General features: G+C 47.1%; 19 protein-coding genes. 9 read left to right on the forward strand and 10 right to left on the reverse strand.

Going from position 1 to position 22,797, the window contains the following annotated elements; all coding sequences use genetic code 11:
* Positions 1-294: 294 nt before the first annotated feature.
* The 3 genes from hutH to hutC all read right to left on the reverse strand — a co-directional run bounded on the left by hutH (position 295) and on the right by hutC (position 4,277).
* On the reverse strand, positions 295-1,833 hold the full coding sequence (gene hutH, locus IEY18_RS15020) for a histidine ammonia-lyase (protein ID WP_188922298.1): 1,539 nt from the start codon (positions 1,831-1,833) through the stop codon (positions 295-297).
* Complete coding sequence (hutU, locus tag IEY18_RS15025) at positions 1,833-3,506, reverse strand: urocanate hydratase (RefSeq protein WP_188922300.1); 1,674 nt, start codon at positions 3,504-3,506, stop codon at positions 1,833-1,835. Before hutU ends, hutH begins: the two co-directional genes overlap by 1 nt.
* Before the next feature lie 69 nt (positions 3,507-3,575).
* Positions 3,576-4,277: a histidine utilization transcriptional repressor HutC gene (hutC, locus tag IEY18_RS15030; RefSeq protein WP_188922302.1), complete on the reverse strand. Its 702-nt coding sequence runs from the start codon at positions 4,275-4,277 to the stop codon at positions 3,576-3,578.
* Between the two features lie 326 nt (positions 4,278-4,603).
* Here hutC and hutI point away from each other — a divergent pair, with 326 nt between their 5' ends.
* From hutI to IEY18_RS15045, 3 genes are all read left to right on the forward strand, one after another.
* Entirely contained in the window at positions 4,604-5,830 is a 1,227-nt protein-coding gene (gene hutI / locus IEY18_RS15035) for an imidazolonepropionase (RefSeq protein WP_188922374.1), read from the forward strand.
* 143 nt (positions 5,831-5,973) lie between these two features.
* Positions 5,974-6,654 (forward strand): acireductone synthase, encoded by a 681-nt coding sequence (mtnC, locus tag IEY18_RS15040; protein WP_188922304.1) that lies wholly within the window; start codon positions 5,974-5,976, stop codon positions 6,652-6,654.
* 171 nt (positions 6,655-6,825) lie between these two features.
* Positions 6,826-7,260 (forward strand): acyl-CoA thioesterase, encoded by a 435-nt coding sequence (locus IEY18_RS15045; RefSeq protein ID WP_188922306.1) that lies wholly within the window; start codon positions 6,826-6,828, stop codon positions 7,258-7,260.
* Positions 7,261-7,305: 45 nt separating this feature from the next.
* Here the strand turns inward: IEY18_RS15045 and IEY18_RS15050 are convergent, their stop codons facing one another.
* The 5 genes from IEY18_RS15050 to IEY18_RS15070 form a co-directional block, all read right to left on the reverse strand.
* Positions 7,306-7,707, reverse strand: a complete 402-nt coding sequence (locus IEY18_RS15050) for an acyl-CoA thioesterase (RefSeq protein ID WP_188922308.1) — start codon at positions 7,705-7,707, stop codon at positions 7,306-7,308.
* Positions 7,708-7,813: 106 nt separating this feature from the next.
* On the reverse strand, positions 7,814-9,610 hold the full coding sequence (locus IEY18_RS15055; protein ID WP_188922310.1) for an AMP-dependent synthetase/ligase: 1,797 nt from the start codon (positions 9,608-9,610) through the stop codon (positions 7,814-7,816).
* A 156-nt stretch (positions 9,611-9,766) separates the two neighbouring features.
* Positions 9,767-11,035, reverse strand: coding sequence for an ABC transporter permease (locus IEY18_RS15060; RefSeq protein WP_188922311.1), 1,269 nt, complete (start codon positions 11,033-11,035; stop codon positions 9,767-9,769).
* Positions 11,032-11,883 (reverse strand): ABC transporter ATP-binding protein, encoded by an 852-nt coding sequence (locus tag IEY18_RS15065; RefSeq protein ID WP_188922313.1) that lies wholly within the window; start codon positions 11,881-11,883, stop codon positions 11,032-11,034. Before IEY18_RS15065 ends, IEY18_RS15060 begins: the two co-directional genes overlap by 4 nt.
* Before the next feature lie 13 nt (positions 11,884-11,896).
* Positions 11,897-12,274: a GntR family transcriptional regulator gene (locus IEY18_RS15070; protein ID WP_188922316.1), complete on the reverse strand. Its 378-nt coding sequence runs from the start codon at positions 12,272-12,274 to the stop codon at positions 11,897-11,899.
* 91 nt (positions 12,275-12,365) lie between these two features.
* Here IEY18_RS15070 and IEY18_RS15075 point away from each other — a divergent pair, with 91 nt between their 5' ends.
* From IEY18_RS15075 to IEY18_RS15090, 4 genes are all read left to right on the forward strand, one after another.
* Entirely contained in the window at positions 12,366-13,943 is a 1,578-nt protein-coding gene (locus IEY18_RS15075; RefSeq protein ID WP_188922318.1) for an alpha/beta hydrolase, read from the forward strand.
* Complete coding sequence (locus IEY18_RS15080; RefSeq protein WP_188922320.1) at positions 13,940-14,674, forward strand: ABC transporter ATP-binding protein; 735 nt, start codon at positions 13,940-13,942, stop codon at positions 14,672-14,674. Before IEY18_RS15075 ends, IEY18_RS15080 begins: the two co-directional genes overlap by 4 nt.
* Positions 14,674-15,822 carry an ABC transporter permease gene (locus IEY18_RS15085; RefSeq protein ID WP_188922376.1) on the forward strand — a complete coding sequence of 383 codons (1,149 nt, stop codon included), beginning with the start codon at positions 14,674-14,676 and terminating at the stop codon, positions 15,820-15,822. The genes IEY18_RS15080 and IEY18_RS15085 overlap by 1 nt, the downstream gene beginning before the upstream one ends.
* Positions 15,823-15,905: 83 nt before the next feature.
* The gene (locus tag IEY18_RS15090) at positions 15,906-16,142 is read left to right on the forward strand and encodes a hypothetical protein (RefSeq protein ID WP_188922322.1); all 237 of its coding nucleotides are present in this window, start codon (positions 15,906-15,908) and stop codon (positions 16,140-16,142) included.
* 145 nt (positions 16,143-16,287) lie between these two features.
* On the opposite strand, the gene mog is transcribed toward IEY18_RS15090, so the two are convergent.
* The gene (mog, locus tag IEY18_RS15095) at positions 16,288-16,821 is read right to left on the reverse strand and encodes a molybdopterin adenylyltransferase (RefSeq protein ID WP_188922324.1); all 534 of its coding nucleotides are present in this window, start codon (positions 16,819-16,821) and stop codon (positions 16,288-16,290) included.
* Between the two features lie 193 nt (positions 16,822-17,014).
* On the reverse strand, positions 17,015-17,632 hold the full coding sequence (locus tag IEY18_RS15100) for a TetR/AcrR family transcriptional regulator (RefSeq protein WP_188922326.1): 618 nt from the start codon (positions 17,630-17,632) through the stop codon (positions 17,015-17,017).
* Between the two features lie 501 nt (positions 17,633-18,133).
* Between IEY18_RS15100 and IEY18_RS15105 the strand changes: the two genes are divergently transcribed.
* Together IEY18_RS15105 and IEY18_RS15110 are read left to right on the forward strand one after the other, a co-directional pair.
* Complete coding sequence (locus tag IEY18_RS15105) at positions 18,134-19,369, forward strand: efflux RND transporter periplasmic adaptor subunit (RefSeq protein ID WP_188922328.1); 1,236 nt, start codon at positions 18,134-18,136, stop codon at positions 19,367-19,369.
* Positions 19,370-19,388: 19 nt separating this feature from the next.
* Positions 19,389-22,577 (forward strand): efflux RND transporter permease subunit, encoded by a 3,189-nt coding sequence (locus tag IEY18_RS15110; protein WP_188922330.1) that lies wholly within the window; start codon positions 19,389-19,391, stop codon positions 22,575-22,577.
* The last annotated feature ends 220 nt before the right edge of the window (positions 22,578-22,797 follow it).

Here is a 22,797-nt window from a genome sequence, read left to right on the forward strand (position 1 = left end):
TAAAAACTATAGTTCATAAAACTCTAATGCGACTTTTGATTTACAAAAATCATAGCTAGCATATACCAAGCTATCGGCGAGGTTATTTGAAACATTAGGTCTAAAACTCAAATTGCGACTTTGCTTACAAATCAAAGGGATTACCTAAATATTTAGCAGAATTTGAGTGACATCCCTATAGGAGATAAGTAGGAGGCGCGAAAGCCGATGAACAATCGAACAATTGGCATAAAAAACAGCCGCCCCTTTGCATAAGAAACAGCTGCTATAGAGTACCTTGAAAAATTATCGCTTTTAACAAGGCTGGCTTGGCAGAACCCCTTTTGGCAAATATAGAGTATAGCTGCCACTCGCAATGAGTTTCGTTGCGAGCGCGATATCAGGACCAAAATAACGGTCTCGGTCATAATAGGCAACCAATTCTCTCAGTTCCGCCTTTGCCGATGCAATCGCCGGGCTTGGCTGGTGCGGCCGACGAAAATCAAGCCCTTGTGCTGCGGCCAGTAACTCAATAGCTAAAATACCTTGAGTGTTTTCTACCATTTCCCGCAATCGCCGGGCAGCGAACGTTGCCATGGAGACATGATCTTCTTGGTTTGCTGACGTCGGTAAACTGTCTACAGAGGCTGGGTGCGCATAGGTTTTATTTTCTGATGCCAACGCTGCGGCGGTAACCTGCGCAATCATAAAGCCAGAGTTTACGCCGCCATTATCGACCAAAAAGGGCGGTAAATTCGACAAACTAGAATCAATCAACAAGGCGATTCGTCGCTCAGCAATTGCACCGAGTTCCGCAATCGCGATTGCCAAATTATCTGCGGCCATAGCCACTGGCTCTGCATGAAAATTGCCACCAGAAATAATGTCACCACTATCGGCAAACACGAGCGGGTTATCCGTGACGCCATTGGCTTCGATTTGAAGTACATCTGCTGCCTGACGAATTTGTCCTAAACAAGCGCCCAACACTTGCGGCTGACAGCGCAAAGAGTATGGGTCTTGTACTTTGTCACAACCCGCATGGCTTTCGCAGATCTCTGAACTGTCTCCCAATAAGTGCCGAAATACGCGCGCAGAATCAATTTGTCCTTGCTGGCCTCGAACTGCGTGAATCCGATCATCAAAAGGACTGCGGCTCCCCATTGCCGCCTCCACACTCATCGCACCAACAACGGCTGCGCAGGCGTACAAATCTTCACTGCGAAAAAGCCCTTCAAGCGCAAATGCTGTCGAAGCTTGTGTGCCATTTAACAGCGCGAGGCCTTCTTTCGCGGCGAGTGCTAGAGGCTCTAGCCCTGCAATTTTAAGCCCTTCTTTTGCTGAAAGGACTTGGCCTTGATAACGAACCTGCCCTTCGCCAATAATCGGTAAGCTCATATGCGCCAGCGGCGCCAAATCGCCAGAAGCCCCAACAGAGCCCTTTTCAGGCACACACGGATAGACTTGCTTATTCAACAACTGGATTAGAAACTGAATCACGCTCAAGCGGATGCCAGAATAACCTCGGCTAAGCGAGTTTATCTTAAGCACCATCATTAAACGCACCGTATCATCCGGCATAAACTGCCCAATACCCGCTGCGTGCGACAGTACAATTGACCGTTGTAATAACTCTAAATCTTGCGGAGCAATTTTAGTATTCGCCAACAGCCCAAAGCCCGTATTAATTCCATAAACCGTGCGTTGCTCATCTAACACTTGCTGCACCATCTGAGCGCTTTGCTCAATTGCCGGCAACGCTTTATCTGCCAAGGAAAGCGTCACAGGGCTTTGGCTAATCGCACGCAATTGCTTTAATGTAAGCAGCCCAGGCTGAAGCTCTAAGCTATCCATCACTTCCCCTCCATCATCGGCAGGTCTAATCCTTGCGCGCGCGCACAGCGCTGCGCGATATCATATCCTGCATCGGCGTGGCGCATGACGCCGGTTGCGGGATCATTCCAAAGAACACGCCCGACACGCTCTGCAGCCGCTTCGGTTCCATCACAAACAATGACGACACCAGAATGTTGACTAAAGCCCATACCGACCCCACCACCATGATGCAAAGACACCCAGGTTGCGCCACTTGCAGTGTTCAATAGTGCATTCAATAAAGGCCAATCTGAAACGGCATCAGAGCCATCCATCATGGACTCAGTCTCACGATTGGGGCTTGCCACAGAGCCTGAGTCTAAATGATCTCGACCAATCACAACCGGTGCTGACAGTTCTCCAGACTGAACCATTTCATTAAATGCCAATGCTAGCCTCGCCCTATCTTCGAGACCTACCCAACAAATCCTTGCCGGCAAACCTTGAAAAGCAATACGCTCACGGGCCATGTCCAACCAGTTATGGAGCTGTGGATTATCAGGGATCAGCTCTTTCACCTTCGCATCGGTTTTATAGATATCCTCAGGATCACCAGAAAGGGCAGCCCAGCGAAATGGGCCGATGCCCTCGCAAAATAGAGGGCGAATATAAGCAGGGACAAACCCCGGAAAATCAAAAGCATTTTCCACCCCCTCTTCAAACGCCATCTGCCGAATATTGTTACCATAATCTAAAGTCGCGGCGCCGCGTTCTTGCAACATCAACATCGCTTTAACTTGTACCGCCATGGATGCCTTTGCAGCCATCACAACCGCATCTTCATCTTCAAGGCGGAGCTTTGTGGCTTGTTCAAGGGTCCAGCCTTGGGGCAGGTAACCGTTTAATGGATCATGGGCCGAGGTTTGATCGGTAACAACGTCCGGCGTAATCCCCCTTTCAACAAGTTCAGAAAAAACATCCGCAGCATTCGCCACCAAACCAATGGAAACAGGCGTTCCTTGTGTTTCAGCTGTGGTCATCATCGCCAATGCTTCATCTAGAGTGTGGGCTTTTTTATCGACATAGCGAGTTCGCAAGCGAAAATCAATACGGGTTTCATCGACTTCACAAACCAGAACAGAAAAACCTGCCATTGTTCCCGCAAGAGACTGCGCCCCGCCCATGCCACCAAGGCCACCAGTAAGGATCCACTTTCCTTGAGCAATACCATTAAAATGCTTACGCGCAACCGCCGCAAACGTCTCATAGGTTCCCTGCACAATGCCTTGCGTCCCAATGTAAATCCAAGAACCTGCGGTCATCTGCCCATACATGGCCAAGCCTTGCTTATCGAGCTCATTGAAGTGTTGCCAGTTTGCCCAATGGGGAACTAAATTTGAGTTCGCAATGAGTACTCGCGGTGCGTTTTGATGGGTTTTAAATACACCAACAGGCTTACCAGATTGAACCAAAAGAGTTTCGTCATCTTCTAAGCGCTGCAATGTTTCGATGATTTTGTCGTAGCATTGCCAGTCTCTTGCGGCTCGTCCAATCCCGCCGTATACCACGAGGTCTTCGGGGCGCTCGGCGACATCTGGATGTAAATTATTCATTAGCATTCGCATTGGCGCTTCTGTAAGCCAGCTTTTGCAACTGAGTTCGCGGCCATGGGGCGCAATAATTTGGCGGCTAGGATCATGTCGGTTGTTCATGTTTATTCCCTCTTTCAAGCTGGCTTATTCGGCAAATGAATCGTGGTGAATTCAAGTCTTTTGTTGTCGCTAAATCTGAATTTGGCCACCCAAACGAAAACGGCTACCAGGGTGAAGGAGTCTTGCAAAACTCACTGCACCTTGGCTCGACCAAGTGCGTCGCGTAATCAGTAAACAGGGCTCAGTTGAGTCGATCGCTAATTGCTGCTGCTGGCGCGGTGACGCGGTCACTGCCTCGACTGTGTGTTGCCCTTGGGTTAGCGGTGCTATGCGCGATAAATATTCATGGGGCGTTTGCGCCTGAAAATCTTGTTGTAAATACTCTGGAATTAACAACGGATTGACATAGCGCTCTTCCAGTTGAATCGGCTCCCCTTGCTCGGCATGCACCAGCAATGAGAAAAATACAGAAACTCCCTCTTCTAAACCAAGAGCGATTGCTGTAGCGGCATCTGCTGGGATACGTTGCAACTGCAATTGAGTCACACTATAGCCATGACCTCTTTGCATAATTTCGTCGGCAATATTTCGAATTGCCATCATTGAAGACTGGGATTTCAGTTCACTCACGAAGGTTCCTAAACCTTGTGAGCGCACCAACACGCCCGCTTCACATAGCTCTGTCACAGCACGCCTTGCTGTCATGCGGCTACAATTAAACTGAGTAGCAAACTCATTTTCGGACGGAAGGCGTTGATGTGCAGGCCATAGCCCTTGCTCTATCTTCGCCGTAATATGCATTTTGATCTGGTGGTATTTCGCTTTACTCATCAACCTGACTCATTGAAAAGCAGCATGATTAGCTGCAAGGCTCTCTAAAAAGATTTCGTTTGGATTTTTGACCTGATTAAAAACCCCGCTATAATCCTAGCTTGTATATACAAGCTTGTGCAAGTCACTTCATACTCGCAACCTGATGCGACTTGCAAAGCCAGAAAGTGTTCATGTTGATAGGCGTATTTCGAACAGGTGAGCGCTATTGATTCACATCGCCACAATCGAGCGTGTTTACGACTCTAAATCAGGCCAAAAACTCAGGGTGAACAAGATTTTGGTCAACGGATAAAAAAGGAAGGCAGCCCATGTCGTCAGACCCAATGTTGTGGGACCAAGTCTGGATAGATATCAATATTGCAACCATGCAAGCCGATCATTCCGAGCCTTATGGGGCGATTAAGGATGCTGCACTTGCTGTGAAAGGCGATAAAGTGGTGTGGGTGGGGGCTCGTCATGCATTGCCTAAATTCGACAGCCTGTCCACGCCCATTTTTCGTGGACGAGGGGGATGGATCACCCCAGGGCTTATCGATGCTCACACCCATTTAGTATTTGCGGGTAGTCGAGCTGATGAATTTGAAAAACGCCTACAAGGCGCAAGCTATCAAGAGATAGCGCAAGCAGGGGGCGGCATATTGTCCACCGTCCAAGCTTGTCGTCATGCTTCCGAATCAGAACTCTTTGAGCTAGGTAGGCAACGCCTGAACGCTCTTGCAAGAGAGGGGGTCACTACCGTCGAAATCAAGTCAGGGTATGGCCTCGATACAGCAACAGAATTAAAGCTGCTGCGTGTAGCAAGAGCGCTCGGTGAACATCATCACGTTGATGTTACAACCACATTCCTTGGTGCCCATGCTTTTCCCGCCGAATACCAAGATAATCCGAACGGCTATGTCGATCTCATTGTCGACGAAATGCTTCCGGCAGTGATTACAGCCAATCTGGCGGATGCCGTGGATGTCTTTTGCGAGTCTATCGCTTTTGACTTACAGCAAACCAAACGTATCTTGCAAGCAGCAAAGGCTGCCGGACTTGGCATTAAGCTGCATGCAGAACAGCTTGCAAATCTAGGTGGCAGTGAACTTGCAGCCGAATTGAAAGCACTATCGGTTGACCATCTTGAGTACCTCGATGAAGCTGGCGTCAAAGCCTTACGTCAAAGTGGCACCTGTGCCACGCTGCTGCCGGGCGCTTTTTACTTTTTACGGGAGACACAACTGCCCCCCATCGATTTACTCCGTCAATATCAAGTTCCTATGGTGGTGGCTAGTGACTTTAATCCTGGCTCATCGCCTCTGTGTTCGAGCTTACTGATGCTCAATATGGCATGCACTTTAATGCGTTTAACACCGGAAGAAGCCTTATGTGGTATGACTCGCAATGCAGCAAAGGCACTGGGGCTTGAACAAACAATTGGTGTCATTGATGTTGGCATGCAAGCAGACTTTTGTTTGTGGGATATCGAAAGCCCTGCGGCACTTGCTTATAGCTATGGTGTAAATCCATGCCAGCAAGTGATTAAAAAGGGAGAGATAATCCCCCGATAATTTAACAATTCAACGCTGAAAAGCTAGCCAAAGCCATGAATACAGCTTAGGATCGGAGTTAACTAGTCAATAAAATAGAAACCTGACTTGCCGCACAGTTTTTTACAAGGCGCCAGTAAGGGTTATTGGAGAATCTGAATATTATGGGTATTAGAGCCATCGTTGTAGACACTGCCGGCACCACAACGGATCTGAACTTTATTCAGGATGTGCTATTTCCTTATTCTGCTGAAGTACTGCCTGAGTTCCTCACCAAAAACCAAGACAATGTTTTGGTCGACATCTGTATTTCTGATGTCAAAGATATCGCACTGGAACCTGAAGCGAGCCTTGAGCGAGTGATTGAGATCTTGCAGCAATGGGTAGCAGAAGACCGCAAGGTCACGCCATTGAAGACATTACAAGGGATGATCTGGCAACAGGGTTATCGCGATGACAAGTTTAAAGGGCATATTTTTCCAGACTTTATTGATGCAATTAAACACTTTAAAGACAACAACGTCCGAGTTTATAGCTTCTCTTCTGGTTCTGTCGACGCACAAAAGCTGCTATTCGCCCATAGTGACGGCGGCGACCTTACTCACTTATTTGATGGTCATTTTGATACACGCACAGGGAATAAGTTAGATAAGCAAGCCTATTCGAATATCCTAAACACGGTCAGCATGACCCCGAAACAGGTTTTATTTGTTTCAGATATCGTCGAAGAGCTCAAGGCCGCTGATGCTGCGGGCATGCAAACCTGCCAAATGGTTCGCAGCAGTGATCAAAGAACAGGCGACTTTAAACAAGTCACAAGTTTTGACGCTTTAAAAATTAGCTAATTACTCAGAACAACCAAATAAAAAGGGGCCTAAGGCCTCTTTTTTATTGGTTTCAATTCAGCTCAGTCATCTTCGCATCCCCAGAGACATGATTAATTTTACAGCGCTGCCCTTGCCCAACCTAAATAGAGACTGTTAAGCTGAACCTTTAGATTAAACGAGCGTTTGAAAATGGAACAATTTCTAAGCCAATACCCTGTCCACACAAGAATAAACGTCGCATGGGGTGAAATGGATGCCCTACAACATGTTAATAATGCGGTGTATTTTCGTTATTTCGAAACGGCGCGAATCGATTTTTTTGGCCAGCTAGGCCTTCTCGAACAAGGTCAGAAAATGCAGATTGGGCCGATAATCAGTGAGAACCAAGCCCGATACCGGCGTCCTGTCACCTTTCCGGACAGCCTACTTGTCGGAGTAAATATTAGCGATATTGGGCAAGATAGATTTTTAATGAATTATGCAGTATTCAGCCAAGCCCAGAAGGTCATCACGACCACCGGAAGCTCATTGGTCGTGATGTATGACTTTAAAACCGGTCAAAAAATGGATCTGCCCCCTGAGCTCGTCGATGTATTAAAGGCTCAAGAAGCAGCAAAAGCTTAGCGGTGCTGCCGATATCTCAAACGCCGATTGCAACGCTAAATCGGCTTATTTTCCCGTCAGCTGCGCCAGCCTTTCCTTTATGTCTGTGGGGATAATTTGACTACACTCTTCACCATAATCAAAGTGCACCATCGAGGTGGTCGCTTGTGCAGTCAATTTACCCTGCTGCCAGCAACTTTGACTCACTTCAAAACTTGAGTTACCAACACGACTAATCCAGGTTTTGACTGTGACAGCTTTTCCGTAGAAGGTTGGCGCGGCGAACGAAACATTGAAGCCTGCCAAAATTAAATTCCAACGATGTAGCTCAAGTTCAGGATTAAATATTTCGAAAATCGGTTCTCTAGCCGCTTCAAACCATACGGGGATCACCGTGTTATTAATATGACCTAAACCATCGGTCTCACTAAACCGAGGCTGAATATCCATTTCAAAAAAAGTTGTCATTTAAGCACTCAAACAAAGCAGATACATCAGCAAAAGGTAATGTATTGCGAATATGAAGGCAACAAAAAAGGCACCCTAGGGTGCCTTTCAAATTCTTGCTCTAAGGTTAAATATTGCCATACATCGCGTTAATCTCGCGAGCATATTTACGATAGATCATCTTGCGTCGTAATTTTAATGTTGGCGTAATCAGCCCTGACTCGGTCGAGAATGCTTCAGGCAGCAGCGTAAACTTCTTGATTTGTTCAAATCCAGCTAACTCATGCTGTAGTGCTTTTAGTCTTTGCTCAAAATGCTCAACGACATGGCTATGACGCAGCAACTCAAGGGGGGACTCGTAGTTCAACCCTTTATCTTTTGCCCAAGCTTCTAGCGACTCAAAGGCGGGTACAATCAACGCAGTGACATAATTACGCGCATCGGCAACAATCGCGACCTGCTCAATGAATGGGCAACAACCAACCTTCCCCTCAACCCGTTGCGGCGCAATATATTTACCGTTTGAGGTTTTCATCAACTCTTTAATGCGATCCGTGATAAATAAGTTACCATTTTCATCTAAATGGCCAGCATCTCCGGTTTTAAACCAACCCTCTTCAAATGCTGCTTCTGTATCTTGTGGACGATTATAATACCCACGCATCACAGTGGTTCCACGAACAAGGATTTCATCATTCGCGCCAATTTTAACTTCCACTTCAGGCATAACTTGGCCATTTGAGCCAAGCACTCGGTTGTCTAAAGTATTACAGGTTACCGTTGCCAAGGTTTCCGTAAGCCCGTAGCCACACAAAACGGGAGCTCCTATGCCCTGGAAAAAACCAGCAATTTTAAAATCTAATGAAGCACCGCCACAGGGCATAAACTTCATACGACCACCCAGCACATCCTGCAACTTGCTATAAACGAGCTTATTGGCGAGCGCCCATTGCACACTTAATCTCATAGAACCTTGCGCGCGACCTTGCTTAACTTCAAATTGACGTTGACCGACAGACATCGCCCACGCAAACATTTTTTGTCGTGAACTTGGAGCGGTGATCACTTTTTCTTGCACCGCACTATATATCTTCTCAAGGAAGCGCGGCACGACACACAATGTATGTGGTCGAACAATCGTCAACGCATCTTTTACTCGCATCGGGTCATTAAGATAAACATTCTTACCACCGCGACACAGAGCATAGGTTGTCCAGCCACGTTCAAATACATGGCTTAACGGTAAGAAGGCTAAAGAGACATCACCGGCAACGAAAGGCAGTTTTGTATCATGTTGGCGAACCATTGAAGCAAAATTACGGTGATCAAGCATAACGCCCTTAGGATCCCCCGTAGTACCCGAGGTATAAATCAAGGTATACAACTCATCGAGGTCATCTTTTTGCATGCGTACAGCAAGCTCATTCACTGTCGCTTCGGAGACGCTCTGTGCTAACAAGTCATCAAAGTAGGTATGTGCACTATCCGTAAGCGTAACGGAACGGTCAAATACAATAATGTGCTCGACGCTAGGGCATTGTTGCTGCAGCTCGCAAGCCATTTGATATTGTTTCTCATCGCCTGCAAAAATAAATTTGGCTTCAGAGTCGTTGACGATATAAACCGCTTGATCTTGGCTACTTGTGGGGTAAATCGGCACGATGACACCGCGAGCTTTTAAGAGGCCGACGTCAGCACAGGTCCACTGTGGACAGTTGTGCGACATAATCACAGCGCGATCTTGACGTGCTAACCCGAGCTCAATTAACACCTGTGCGACCTGCTCAGTGATTTGACCAAACTTGCGCCAGCTTACGCTGTCCCAAGGGGCGGCCATTTCGAACCCTTCCAGGGCGATTTTGTCTTCCAGGACTTTGACTTGCTGCTCTAGCAGACGAACTACATGAAATTGCTCAAGAGACATGAATGGCTTACCTTTTTTAGCGTACAGGTGTTCACAAATTGCGAGTATTCTACGCGATTCGCGCTCAAACACTAAGAGTTTTTGCTCTATTTGTGTTAAATCTGCTACAAAAGCCACCATTTTGTTACAGATAAGGTTGCCGTCGCATCTCTGCAACTAAGGTTGCAGGATATCTTTACGCCACAATTGTGTTTTCCCCCAAAGCAACGCACCAATTGCTATGCCGCTCAGGCATAGATTCACAGCAATAACCCACCCATTGGAATGACTCTCATCCCTAAGCAATAACAGCACCCAGGACACCCAAGCAGATTGCACAATAACCACCAACATCGTGAGAGTAATTTGTTTGGCATCACGACTCACACAACCTAGCCCAAGCACAAAGCTACAACCCCAAAATGTACTGAGAATTATATGGCTATAAATCATAGTGCCTGCTGGACTCCCCATGACCGCCAACACAGCAATAATTAACACCACACTTCCCATTAACACCGAAAGCAGTCGCAATTGTGCGGTAAAAAATGCGCCAACCATACCTTGGCGACCGCTATAACCCGGCATCATCCACAATAGTTCAGTTGCTCGCCAACGCTGTACTCGGCTCCAATGCACTAAAGCACAGATAAGCATTGAAAATTGCGCCATCAAAAACAGAATCGGAATATCCAATGCAAAAGTGGCTCCCACAGCTGCAAGCAAAATCGCAACGAGAGGTAGGCCAATAATCATCATACTTAGCATGGGACCAATGAAGAAATTCACCGGATGTAGAAAACGCTCCACTCGATTCACAACATTGCCAGATCGCAAGTTCGGTAGCCAAAACCAGCCCATTTCCATTCCATTTAAGTACACAGGTCGCGCCTGCTCCTGCCAAGAAGCTTGCTGATAATGCCTAGCAATGAGAATTAAAAAAGTACCAATAGACAGACACGCTAACAGCCAAGTTGAGACTGGAAATGCCAGAATCACCATGTCCATAAAAGGGATGCAAAGGTAAAGAAAGAAGGAGGCGAAAAATGCTTTAGGTCGCCGCAAACACACATAAACAAATCCACTTCCCAAAGCCGCGGCAACCAGCACATAGGTGAATGCTTGAGTTAGTATTGCTACCATTGCGCACATGAAAACAACTACAGCGCAGATCAGTAACGCCTGCTTGAGCACTAGACGCTGATATTGCGGCACAATATTCGCCCACTCCGTGGCATTGAGTCGAATAAACTGCCAAGCGATTGCCGCACTGGTCGACACCACACACATGGCCAACAAAATACCAATGGTTTCGAAGTCGCCCCCAAAACTTATCAGCACTGCCAACGCAAAACCCAGTAGACCGGTTCCTAAAAAACTGACACTGCCCAGATCATAAAACCAGAGCCGCATCACCCCACGCAGTATTGAACCATTTGGCATCATTGATGAAGCTCCAAAAACAATTGTTCAAGATTCAGCGATTCAACTTGGCAAGGTGTGGTAAATGCTTGCCCCTGATAACCATCCACCAGCAGCTGGCAATCCTTACGTTTTAATATGGTGAGGCCGGCGGGCAAATCATGCGGTGGCGATTGTTCAAACTTAATCAGTCGAACCTCTTCACGCAAGGCATCAATTTCTTTAAATAGCAACAAGTCGCCATGACGCATCAAGGCGACATGGCTCGCTACTCGCTCCAAATCTGAAGTGATATGGGAAGAAAACAATACCGCAGACCCTGAGTCCAAAGCCAAATCAAATAGATCAGCCATAAACTGCCGCCGAGCTATCGGATCAAGGCTCGCCACTGGCTCATCGAGCACCAATAATTTTGGTCGATAAGCCATAGCCATAATTAAAGCGAGTGACTGCCTTTGCCCAATAGAAAGGCGCTGTACTTGCTGTTGACCATCGAGCTCAAAACGCTGCAACCAATCCTGCTCCAACGCAATATCCCAATCCGGATAAAAGCTACGGTGTAAATCCAGTGCTCGTTCCACGGTAAACCCTTCATAACCAAAAGACTGCTGTGCCACATAGCCAATTTGCTGTTTTGCATCGCTAGTTAACTGCAAGGGATTCTCCCCCAAAGTTTGCACCTGACCGCTATCCACCGCCACAATACCAAGGGCACTACGTATCAATGTAGATTTACCAGCACCGTTTTGACCCAATAAGCCAACCACCATGCCAGCAGAGATTTGAAAGCTAAGTTGACTCAGTGCTCGTTTTGACTCAAATGACTTACAAACTTGATCAAACTTTAAAATGGGAGTTGCAGTTGCTTGCATAACGAATCATTCCTTATTTGTTTGACCAGCGCTTTTGTAGCAAAGCTTGTAACGTTTCTAGAGGGATCCCGAGCTGTTGCGCTTGGGCAATGAGCGCGTCGATTTGCGGTGTCATGAGGGTGGTTTGATCTTGAGCCGAGTTAGACTCTCTTGCGGCGACCCTTGTCGGTTGACCACGGCGGCGCTCCAGCCAACCTTGCTCCACAAGTTGTTGAACAGCGCGCGAAACGGTCATCGGATTGACCGCAAGGTGCTCTGCCATTTGTCTTACAGACGGTAACACTTGTCCGCTTTGTAACTGGCCACCCACAATCAACCGAACCACTTGCTCAGTTAATTGTCGATAAATGGGTTCACCACTACTGGGGTTGACATTGAGTAATTCTAACATTAGCCTTTACACACTGTATTAATACATTGATACACCGATACACTTATAAATTACCACAGTGTAGGCAAATATCAAATAAGGAAATCCTCCCATGCATAAAGGGAAAATGAATCTCAGCCGCTTAGCGCCACCAATACGTCGCTCCCTAGCCGCTTTAGCGCTGATGGTCTCCACGGCTACACTCATTTCAAGCGCTCAAGCAGCGCCAGAGTCTACGAGCAATCATGCCCAGTTCGTCACTCAGCCTTGCTATATAGACGGTCTATCAGAGCGACTTCAATGTGGCTATATCACCGTACCTGAAAATCCAGAGCAACCAAACGGAAAAGTGATTGATGTTCATTTTGCCGTATTACCCGCAATAAAAAATACTCACCCTCAAGAAGCACTACTTGCAATAGCCGGTGGGCCCGGGCAATCAGCAATAGAGAACGCAGCAGGGTTTGATCGTATGCTAAATAAGGTTCGCCAGCAGCGGGATATTTTACTCATTGACCAAAGAGGCACCGGCAAATCGAACCTTTTACAGTGTGAGGGCGAAGGTTTTGAAGGAGCACTGGCGATTGACGAAAGCACATTTAATACCGCTGAAGAAACTCAGAAGTGTTTAGATACCCTCACAAAAGATGGCACTGACGTTCGCCAATACGGGAGCATCAATGCGCTGCATGACTTCGAAGCGATACGCACCCATTTAGGCTATAGCAAGTTACATATCTATGGTATTTCCTATGGCACGCGTATGGCGCAGCTTTATATGCGCCACTATCCACAGCATTTATTAACGGTGACTCTTGATGGTGTGGTTCCTATGCAACAAAGTGTGATTGCGATTGGGGATGCCATTGAGCGCGGCTTTGACAAACTACTACAAGATTGCGAAGCCAATACCCTATGTCAGCAGCAGTTTCCTCAATTAGCAGTTGAGCTATCGTCAGTAAAAGCAGACCTCGCAGCACAAGCAACTATTAGCCAAGTCAACGACCCTTTAACGGGTGAAACGACTCAGTTAACGATGACCCTCAATAAATTTCTTGGGGCACTCAGAATGGCGCTCTATAACCCGAATGTTCGCGCATTAATACCCCATGCAATCCATCAAGCCGCCCAAGGAAACTATCAAGCCATCATGGGGCTGTATGCCATGACCATTGATAGCACAGGTATCGCAATGGGAATGCATACTTCTGTGGTATGTGGCGAAGACTGGCAGCGCATTAGTCCAGAGTTTCGAGCCCAAGTAACGCGCAGCTATTTTGGTAAAGAAATGCTCAGCTCATTTGATCAAAGCTGCAATGTTTGGCAGATGCCAGCAGCTCCTGCTGACTTTTCAGCTGCGATTGACAGTGATATTCCGACATTAGTTTTGTCTGGTGAGCTCGATCCAGCAACCCCGCCGAGCTGGGGAGAAATGGCCATGGAAAAGCTGAAAAATGCCAAGCACTTTATTGCTCCCTATGCCACCCACGGCGTTGCATATCAATCGTGCGGCAACGACCTCATTCACCAATTGGTGACACAACTGAGTGTCGAGACACTGGATGCAAGCTGCTTAGACAAAGATGTTAGCCGCAATTTTTATCTCAATGCCAGCACCGTTGAGGCCGTTCCAGCCAATACAGTGACCAACAGCACCAAGGAAACGCCAAGTGCAGGGGCTCAGCTATGATTAAAGTATCAAACCTTTCTAAAAAAATCGGTGATGTACAGGCATTAGACGATTTAAGCTTTACCGCGGAAGACGGTAAAATCACCGGACTTCTGGGCCCCAATGGTGCAGGCAAGACCACCTGTTTACGTACAGTATTCGGTCTACTTAAAGCCGATACCGGCAAAGCAGAAATTAACGGTATTGATGTTGCTAAATCCCCCATCCAGGCAAAACAAGAGCTAGGGCTATTCCCCGACCCATTTGGTCTATACGAACGCCTAACGCCGAGGGAGTACATCAGCTTCTTTGCTGAACTCAGTGGCCTAAATCGTCAACAGGCAAAAGAAGCCACCAGTCAAGTCATTCACAAATTACACCTCGCAGATATAGCTGACCGCCGCTGCAAAGGCTTCTCTCAAGGGCAAAGAATGAAAACAGCACTGGCTCAGGCAATTGTGCACGAGCCCGGCAATATTATTCTCGATGAGCCAACACGTGGTTTAGATGTGATGAGCACGCGAGTTCTACGGGATTTATTGCAAGATCTTAAAACCCAAGGTCATTGCATTTTATTCTCTAGTCATGTGATGCAAGAAGTCGCCGCACTCTGTGATCAGGTGATTGTCATGGCCAACGGCAAAGTGGTTGCGAAAGGAAGCCCTGATGAACTCTGCCAACAAACCGGTAAAGCCTCATTAGAAGATGCTTTTATTCAATTAATCGGCACAGATGAAGGGATTGCAGCATGATAAACCGTATTCTAACCATGGTTCGTAAAGAGCTCATCGATGCCGCCCGCGATAAACGCTCCGTGATGGCTGGACTCTATTACGCCATAGGCACGCCATTGATGATGTGCGGCATGTTTATGATGCTCATTAGCCAATTAACCAGCCCCGATGATCTCAATATTCATATCCAAAATCCGGACAAAGCCCCGGATTTAGTGAAGTTTCTAGCAAGTAGTGGGATTAACAACGGCGCAAGCTCCGAAACTCCGGGCTTAAAAGTCAAAGAGATATATTTGACGATTGCGGATGACTACCCCGAGCAAATGGCGAAGGGGTTGCGTGCCGAAGTAACGTTGGTGGCCGACAATTCCAATGAAAAATTACAAAAATCGATCAGCCGCCTCAAAAAGCAATTGCAAGCCTACGCCAGTGAAATGGGCAGTTTGCGTCTCATTGCTCGAGGAATTGACCCTCGTGTGGTTCAACCTCTCAAAGTGGTTGTCGAAGATCAAGCAACTGCCGACTCGAAAGGTGGCATTATCTTAGGATTTGCTATTTTCACCATGATCTACGCTGTATTCATCTCGGGTATGAACTTAGCAATTGATACGAGCGCCGGTGAGCGAGAGCGCAACTCCTTAGCCTTACTGCTCAGCCACCCTATCAGTACTTGGCAGTTGGTTATGTCTAAGATTATTAGCGTGACCATTTTTGCCATGCTCGGGCTTGCGCTGATCCTAATCGTTTCTAAAATTGCGTATGCCTTTGTCCCGTGGCAAGAGCTTGGGTTTGCTGTCAATATCAACCCTAGCTTTATGCTGGTGATGCTCGCCGTAGGCTTCCCCGTCGCCATCATGGCCGCGGCAACACAATTGTTCGTTTCATTTATGGCCAAGAGTTTTAAAGAAGCACAATCTTATCTCACTATCGTTTTGCTGCTCCCTGCTGCACTCGCATTAGCAGCCAGTTACGACATTGCACCGGACACATTGCAATGGCTACCCGTATCTGGCCAGCAACAAGCGTTAATGGCCTATGTGAAAGGAAGAGAGATTCCACTTGTGCAATTAGCAGTGTCGTCGCTGGCGACATTGGGTATCGCGCTTGCTTTAACCTTTGGGCTAGAACGCTCCTTGAAAAGTGAGAAAATTGTATTTGGCCTGTAACCCGCGTGTATGCGTCACTTGGCTTTATTGTGCCAAGTGACACGCGACATCTCTAACGACTTAAATCTCTGCAGGAGTTACTTATGGAAAATGATTACGTTATTTTTGCCCTTGTCGTGCTGTTGGTCATTGGCAGTACAGCAACAGAACTTTTTAAGTCGTATCTTAAAACAAAAGCACAAACTCGGAACAAGGATAACGACTCTGCTGTTGCCGAGCTGAAACAGGAAAACAACCAACTGCGGGAAAGAATACAGGTACTTGAAAAAATAGTGACCGAGGATAGCCACCAGCTCAAAACAGAAATTAACCGCTTATAGCTTCGGTTTCTTCTTAGGTGAAGACAAAAAGGCCTAAAGCGATCAGTCGATGCTTTAGGCCTCTTTTGATGATGCTCAAGAGAACAATCCATGAAGTTCACGACCTCTTCGTGTCACCCACACTATCGAACCCCTTGCTGAGGAACTATTTTTGTTTCGGGCGAAACGGCTTTATGACCGCTTCATCACACTCAAGAAATGGACCATCCATTAAATCGATACAATAAGGAATCGCAGGGAAAACCGCATCGAGACATTCTCGGATCGACTTCGGTTTTCCAGGGAGGTTCACAATTAAGGAGTCACCACGTAGGCCTGCGGTTTGCCGCGACAAAATCGCAGTTGGTACAAACTTCAGCGACTCTGCGCGCATCAACTCACCAAAGCCAGGCATCATGCGGTCACACACGGCCTCTGTTGCCTCTGGCGTCACGTCGCGCTTGGCTGGTCCGGTGCCGCCCGTCGTTACAATCAGGCTGCAATCTTGCTCATCGGCCATTTTTATCAGCGTCGCTTCAATCACATCCTGCTCATCAGGGATCACCTCATACACAGGTTCCCATGGCGAGGTTAAATATTCATTGAGCACTTCAATAATGGCTTTACCAGAAATATCTTCATAAACCCCGGCACTGGCGCGATCGCTTACTGTCACGATTCCGATTTTGGCTGTCGTCATGGTCTTGCATTACCTAAATTAGTTGTGAAACACGTATTTCATAGAATGGTTTGCAAATTTAGCAAACATCCAGATAGGACACAAAGGCTTCTTGTTCACAGCGCATAGCCTTCAGGAAGTATCGACTTTCATTGGGTACAAAAAAGGGTGCCTACTGCACCCTAATTCGACATCAAATCAATACAATTGCGAATTAATTCAAGCAGCGTGCAATGACACTGTCAGCAATAAGTTCAGCGGCTCGCTTTAACTCTTCGCGGCTAAGTCCTTCCGTCGCTTGTATCGACATACCATTAAAAAACGTGCCCATAATGTTACTGATGTCGATTGGCTCAACTCCGGCGGCAAGCTCGCCATTGGCTTTTGCTTGCTCAAAGCGGCCAAGAAAATAAGAAAAATGCTTTTCTTTGTGGGCATTGAGTGCGGTTTTTATCGACTCACTCGCTTCACTGCAAGAAAGTGTGCTTTTAATTAAGGCACATCCTTGCGGGTGACTACAATCGGTTAACTGCTCCGCACCACCCACCAAAAGCTTGCGAATAAAATCAGCGGTCGATTCCAGCTGAATCGCTTGATGAAATAAAGAGTCCGGACGGTTTTCGTAAAGCTCAATGGCCTTAATAAAAAGCTGCTCTTTATTACCAAAGGCCGCATACAAACTTGGCTTTTTAATCCCCATGGCTTCGGTAAGGTCGACCAATGAAGTTCCTTCATAGCCGTTGCGCCAAAACACCTCTAGTGCTTGCTCAAGAGCAAGATCGATATCAAATCCTCGCGGACGACCGACACAAGCGGGTTTTGTTGCTGTCATGATGAACTCCTTTATTTATATCTCTTTCTTACCTTGCCCGGCCAACTACCAAGGCAAACGCACCTAATTTCACGTGCTGTTTTTATCAATTACAGACCATGTGATTAAAACTATACCTTAATGACAGCCTGCATTCCTGAATCTGCTAACACAATATTAACATAACTTAGTGACATCTCTGAGCATGCATAAAAATCGCTCAACATTAGCAAAATACATGTGCCGAACACTATACCCTAAATCTCAATGAAGCTTGCAGGCTAGTAACACTAACTTCAACTTCACTTGAGTAGAAGATGCCTATTTGCCCCACTTATTCGAGCATGGTGAAGGATTTTCATGTTCACCAGGATTTAATACTCTTCGGTACAAAATATATTGACAAGATAAATTTCTTGTATATATTACCGCTCAGTACAAAATATTTTATACCAATCGGAATAAATTAACTACTGCTGATTTTCACAGCATCCAATTGGCGATACCAGATAGGAGCGGGACATGAACTTAAAGCAATCACTAAAAGCGCTTACCATTGGCATTTCTGCCGTATTGGTTAGTGCTTGCCAACCCGAGGCATCTCCGCAAGCAGCAGCGCCCGCAGCCCCACAGGTCAATGTCGCCCAAGTGATTCATGAGCAAATTACCGAATGGGACGAGTTTACAGGCCGCTTGCAAGCACCAGAGCAAGTCACACTGATCCCGCGGGTTTCTGGATATATTGATAAAGTTCACTTTCAAGAAGGTGCAGCTGTAACGCAAGGAGATGTGCTATTTGAAATTGATGGCAAGGTATTTAGCGCTGAAGTCAGTCGACTTGAAGCTGAGCTGACCAGTGCCCAATCAGCGCAACACCTCGCAAAAAACGATTTTTCCCGTGCTAACAAGCTGTTCAAGCAAAAAGCGGTTTCAGAAGAACTTATCGATACCCGCAGAGCCAATATGCATCAAGCGGCAGCAGCTGTAGCGTCGGTCGAAGCGGCGCTCACCCAGTCTAAGCTTAATTTGGCTTATACCCAAGTTACAGCGCCCATAAGCGGCCGAGTCTCCTATGCTGAAGCCACGGCGGGCAACTATGTTACCGCAGGCCAAACCGTGCTGACCAATATCGTCTCCACCAGCCATATGTATGCTTACTTTGATGTGGATGAGCAAACCTATCTGAAATATGCCCGCCTAACAGCACAAGACAAACGCCAAGATCCGCGCTCAGGTGAAAACCCAGTATTAATGGCACTAGCGAACGAAGCAAAGTTCCACCACCAGGGCACCATCGATTTTGTCGATAACAAAATTGATCAACGCACTGGCACCATTCGTGTTCGCGCTAAGTTTGCCAACGACCAAGGCCAGCTCATCCCTGGCTTGTTTGCTCGCTTACGCATCGCAGGTAGCAGTGCTTACCAAGGAATATTAGTTGACGACAAAGCCATCGGGACTGATCTCAATAACAAATTTGTATTGGTGGTAAAAGATGACAATAGCCTTGAATATCGAGGCGTGCAACTCGGCGAAAAGCTACATGGCATGCGCATCATTACCTCAGGCCTTAAGTCAGGAGAAACCATCGTCGTCAACAGCCTGCAAAGAGTTCGCCCGAATATGACCATTGAGCCCATGCCAACGCCAATGGCAAATGCGCAGCAACTTGAAGCAATCAAACAGGCTAAAGCCATCTTTAATCAAGCACCGCTAACGGCCAGTACGGCAGAGCAAGCTGCAGCCTCTCAAGGTTAAGCAGTAAGGAACCCAGACTATGTTTTCCCAGTTTTTTATTAAGCGGCCAATTTTCGCAACGGTATTGTCGCTACTATTTCTGATTGCAGGTGCAATTGCGGTATTTCAGCTACCCATCACTGAATATCCGGAAGTCGCACCACCAACAGTAGTGGTCACCGCGAACTATCCAGGAGCCAACCCAAAAGTTATTGCAGCAACGGTGGCTTCGCCATTAGAGCAAGAGATCAACGGTGTCGAGGACATGTTATATATGTCTTCACAATCGACCGCTGATGGTCGCATGACACTCACCATCACCTTTGCCATTGGCACCGATGTAGACAAGGCACAATCTCAGGTACAAAGCCGCGTTGACCGCGCTATGCCGCGTCTGCCACAGGAAGTTCAGCGCCTCGGGGTGGTCACTGAAAAGTCTTCGCCCGATCTCACCATGGTGGTGCACCTTACCTCACCCGATGATCGCTATGACATGCTTTACCTATCGAACTATGCTGCACTAAATATTAAGGACGAACTTGCCCGCATCCAAGGTGTTGGTGCTGTACGTACCTTTGGTGCTGGCGAATATAGCCTGCGTATTTGGCTCGACCCCAATAAAGTTGCAGCCCGTCAGCTATCTCCAGCTGATATTGTTGCTGCAGTGCGCGAGCAAAACCAGCAAGCCGCTGCAGGTAGCCTTGGTGCACAACCCAGCGGTGAGTCTGACTTTCAACTGCTGATCAATGTCAAAGGCCGCCTAAGCGAGCTGGAAGAGTTTGAAGACATCATTATTAAAGTCGGTGAGCAAGGTGAAGTGGTTCACCTTAAAGATGTAGCTCGCGTTGAACTCGGCGCGTCGACCTATGCATTACGCTCTAAGTTAGATAACCGTGATGCTGTTGCTATCCCGGTATTCCAAGCTTCTGGCTCAAACGCGATTCAAATTTCCGATGATGTGCGCGCTAAAATGAAAGAGCTATCAAAAGCCTTTCCTGACGGTCTCTCCTACGACATTGTTTACGATCCAACTGTTTTCGTACGTGGCTCGATTGAAGCAGTGGTTAAAACCCTATTAGAAGCAGTATTGCTTGTTGTTATCGTGGTGGTGCTCTTCCTGCAAACTTGGCGTGCATCGATTATTCCTTTAGTTGCTGTCCCTGTATCTTTGATTGGTACATTCGCCTTTATGCACTTGATGGGCTTCTCGCTCAACGCTCTGTCTCTGTTTGGTTTAGTACTTGCCATTGGTATCGTCGTGGATGACGCCATTGTGGTGGTTGAAAATGTCGAACGTAATCTTGCAGACGGCCTAACCCCCATGGCGGCAACTCAAAAAGCCATGCTCGAAGTAACTGGTCCCATTGTCGCAACCACCTTAGTGCTAGCAGCGGTATTCATTCCGACCGCATTTATGACGGGTCTAACGGGTCAATTTTATAAGCAGTTTGCCCTCACCATTACTATTTCAACCTTTATTTCAGCGATTAACTCATTGACCTTGAGCCCCGCCTTATCGGCACTTTTACTGAAAGGGCATCATGAACCCAAAGACGAGTTAACCAAACTGATCGATAAAGTATTTGGTACCTGGTTATTCCAACCTTTTAACCGCCTGTTTGCTAAAGCATCCAATGGCTATGGCTGGATGGTAAAGAAAGTCATTCGTTTCGGTGCAATTGTAGGCGTAATCTATATCGGTCTCGTTGCCTTAACTGGTGTGCAATTTAGCCAAACGCCAACAGGTTATATTCCAGGACAAGACAAACAGTACCTGATTGCCTTTACCCAGCTACCAGATGCTGCCTCTCTCGATCGCACCGAGGCTGTAGTGAATCAAATGTCAGCCATCGCGCTGGAGCAACCCGGTGTGCTGCATGCCGTAGCTTTCCCCGGCCTGAGTATTAACGGATTCACCAACAGCACCAACTCCGGCATCATGTTTGCCTCGCTCGATAAGTTTGAAAATAGACAGTCTCCAGAGTTATCAGCGCAAGCCATTGCGGGCGCCCTCAACCAAAAATTTGCAGGCATTCAAGACGCCTTCATTGCCATCTTCCCGCCGCCACCTGTGCAAGGTCTTGGTACCATTGGCGGGTTCCGTCTTCAAATTCAAGACAGAGCCAATCATGGATACGAAGCCTTGTATCAGGTGACCCAACAAGTGATGTTCAAGGCCTGGCAAGACCCTCGCCTAGCCGGTGTGTTCTCTAGCTACCAGGTCAATGTTCCTCAGTTAGAGCTTGATGTTGACCGCACCAAGGCCAAGCAGCAGTCAGTGTCTTTGGATCAAGTGTTCCAAACCTTGCAAACCTATATGGGTTCAACCTACGTCAACGACTTCAACCGCTTTGGCCGCACCTATCAGGTGAACATGCAAGCTGATGAAGCCTTCCGCCAAACACCAGGGCAAATTAGCCAACTAAAAGTGCCGAATCAGCAGGGCGACATGATCCCGCTGGGATCTTTTATCACCATCGAGCAAGCATCAGGGCCTGATCGCGTGATGCACTACAACGGCTTTACCACGGCGGAAATTAACGGTAGCCCAGGCGCTGGCTTTAGTAGCGGTGAAGCCCAGGCAGCAATTGAGCAAATCTTGGCAGAAACCCTGCCCAATGGCATGACTTACGAGTGGACCGATTTAACCTATCAGCAAATTTTGGCTGGAAACACAGGCCTATTGGTGTTCCCACTGGTGATCCTATTGGTATTTATGGTACTGGCTGCGCAGTACGAGAGCTTGAGCTTACCGCTAGCGATTATCTTGATTATCCCGATGACGCTTTTGTCAGCACTGAGCGGCGTGATTCTCTATGGCGGAGATAACAATATTTTCACCCAGATTGGCTTAATTGTATTAGTAGGACTGGCAACGAAGAACGCAATTCTTATCGTCGAGTTTGCCAAAGAAGAGCAAGATCAAGGCGCCAGCCCGATGGACGCCATTTTAGAAGCAGCACGCTTGCGTTTACGTCCAATTTTGATGACCTCTATTGCCTTTATTATGGGAGTCGTACCTATGGTGTTCTCCACTGGCGCGGGCTCAGAAATGCGTCAAGCCATTGGTGTCGCGGTATTCTCAGGCATGATCGGTGTGACCATCTTTGGCCTGATATTAACGCCACTGTTCTACTACGCCCTCGCCAAGCGTGGTAAGGGAAAAGTCGTGCCCCATCGCGACCGTAAAAACGAAGTCGCACAAACTGCGCCAGCTCGTGTTGCTTAGTAAAAGACTCCTTTCATCATTGTCTCCTTTTTAGAGACTTTCGCGACAGGTTGCCCAGATTGGGCAACCTTTTTTTTGACTTAAATTTCCTCATAAATTATAAAAATTTAGCTATGTAGATTCGGGAGCAATTTAGATACATTGCAGTTTATTTCGTCTTTCGAACCAAACTTCATATATTGGATTAATAAATAATGAGATGGATTTTGTTATTACAACT

It is taken from the genome of Shewanella gelidii (assembly GCF_014647855.1).
GTDB lineage: Bacteria > Pseudomonadota > Gammaproteobacteria > Enterobacterales > Shewanellaceae > Shewanella > Shewanella gelidii.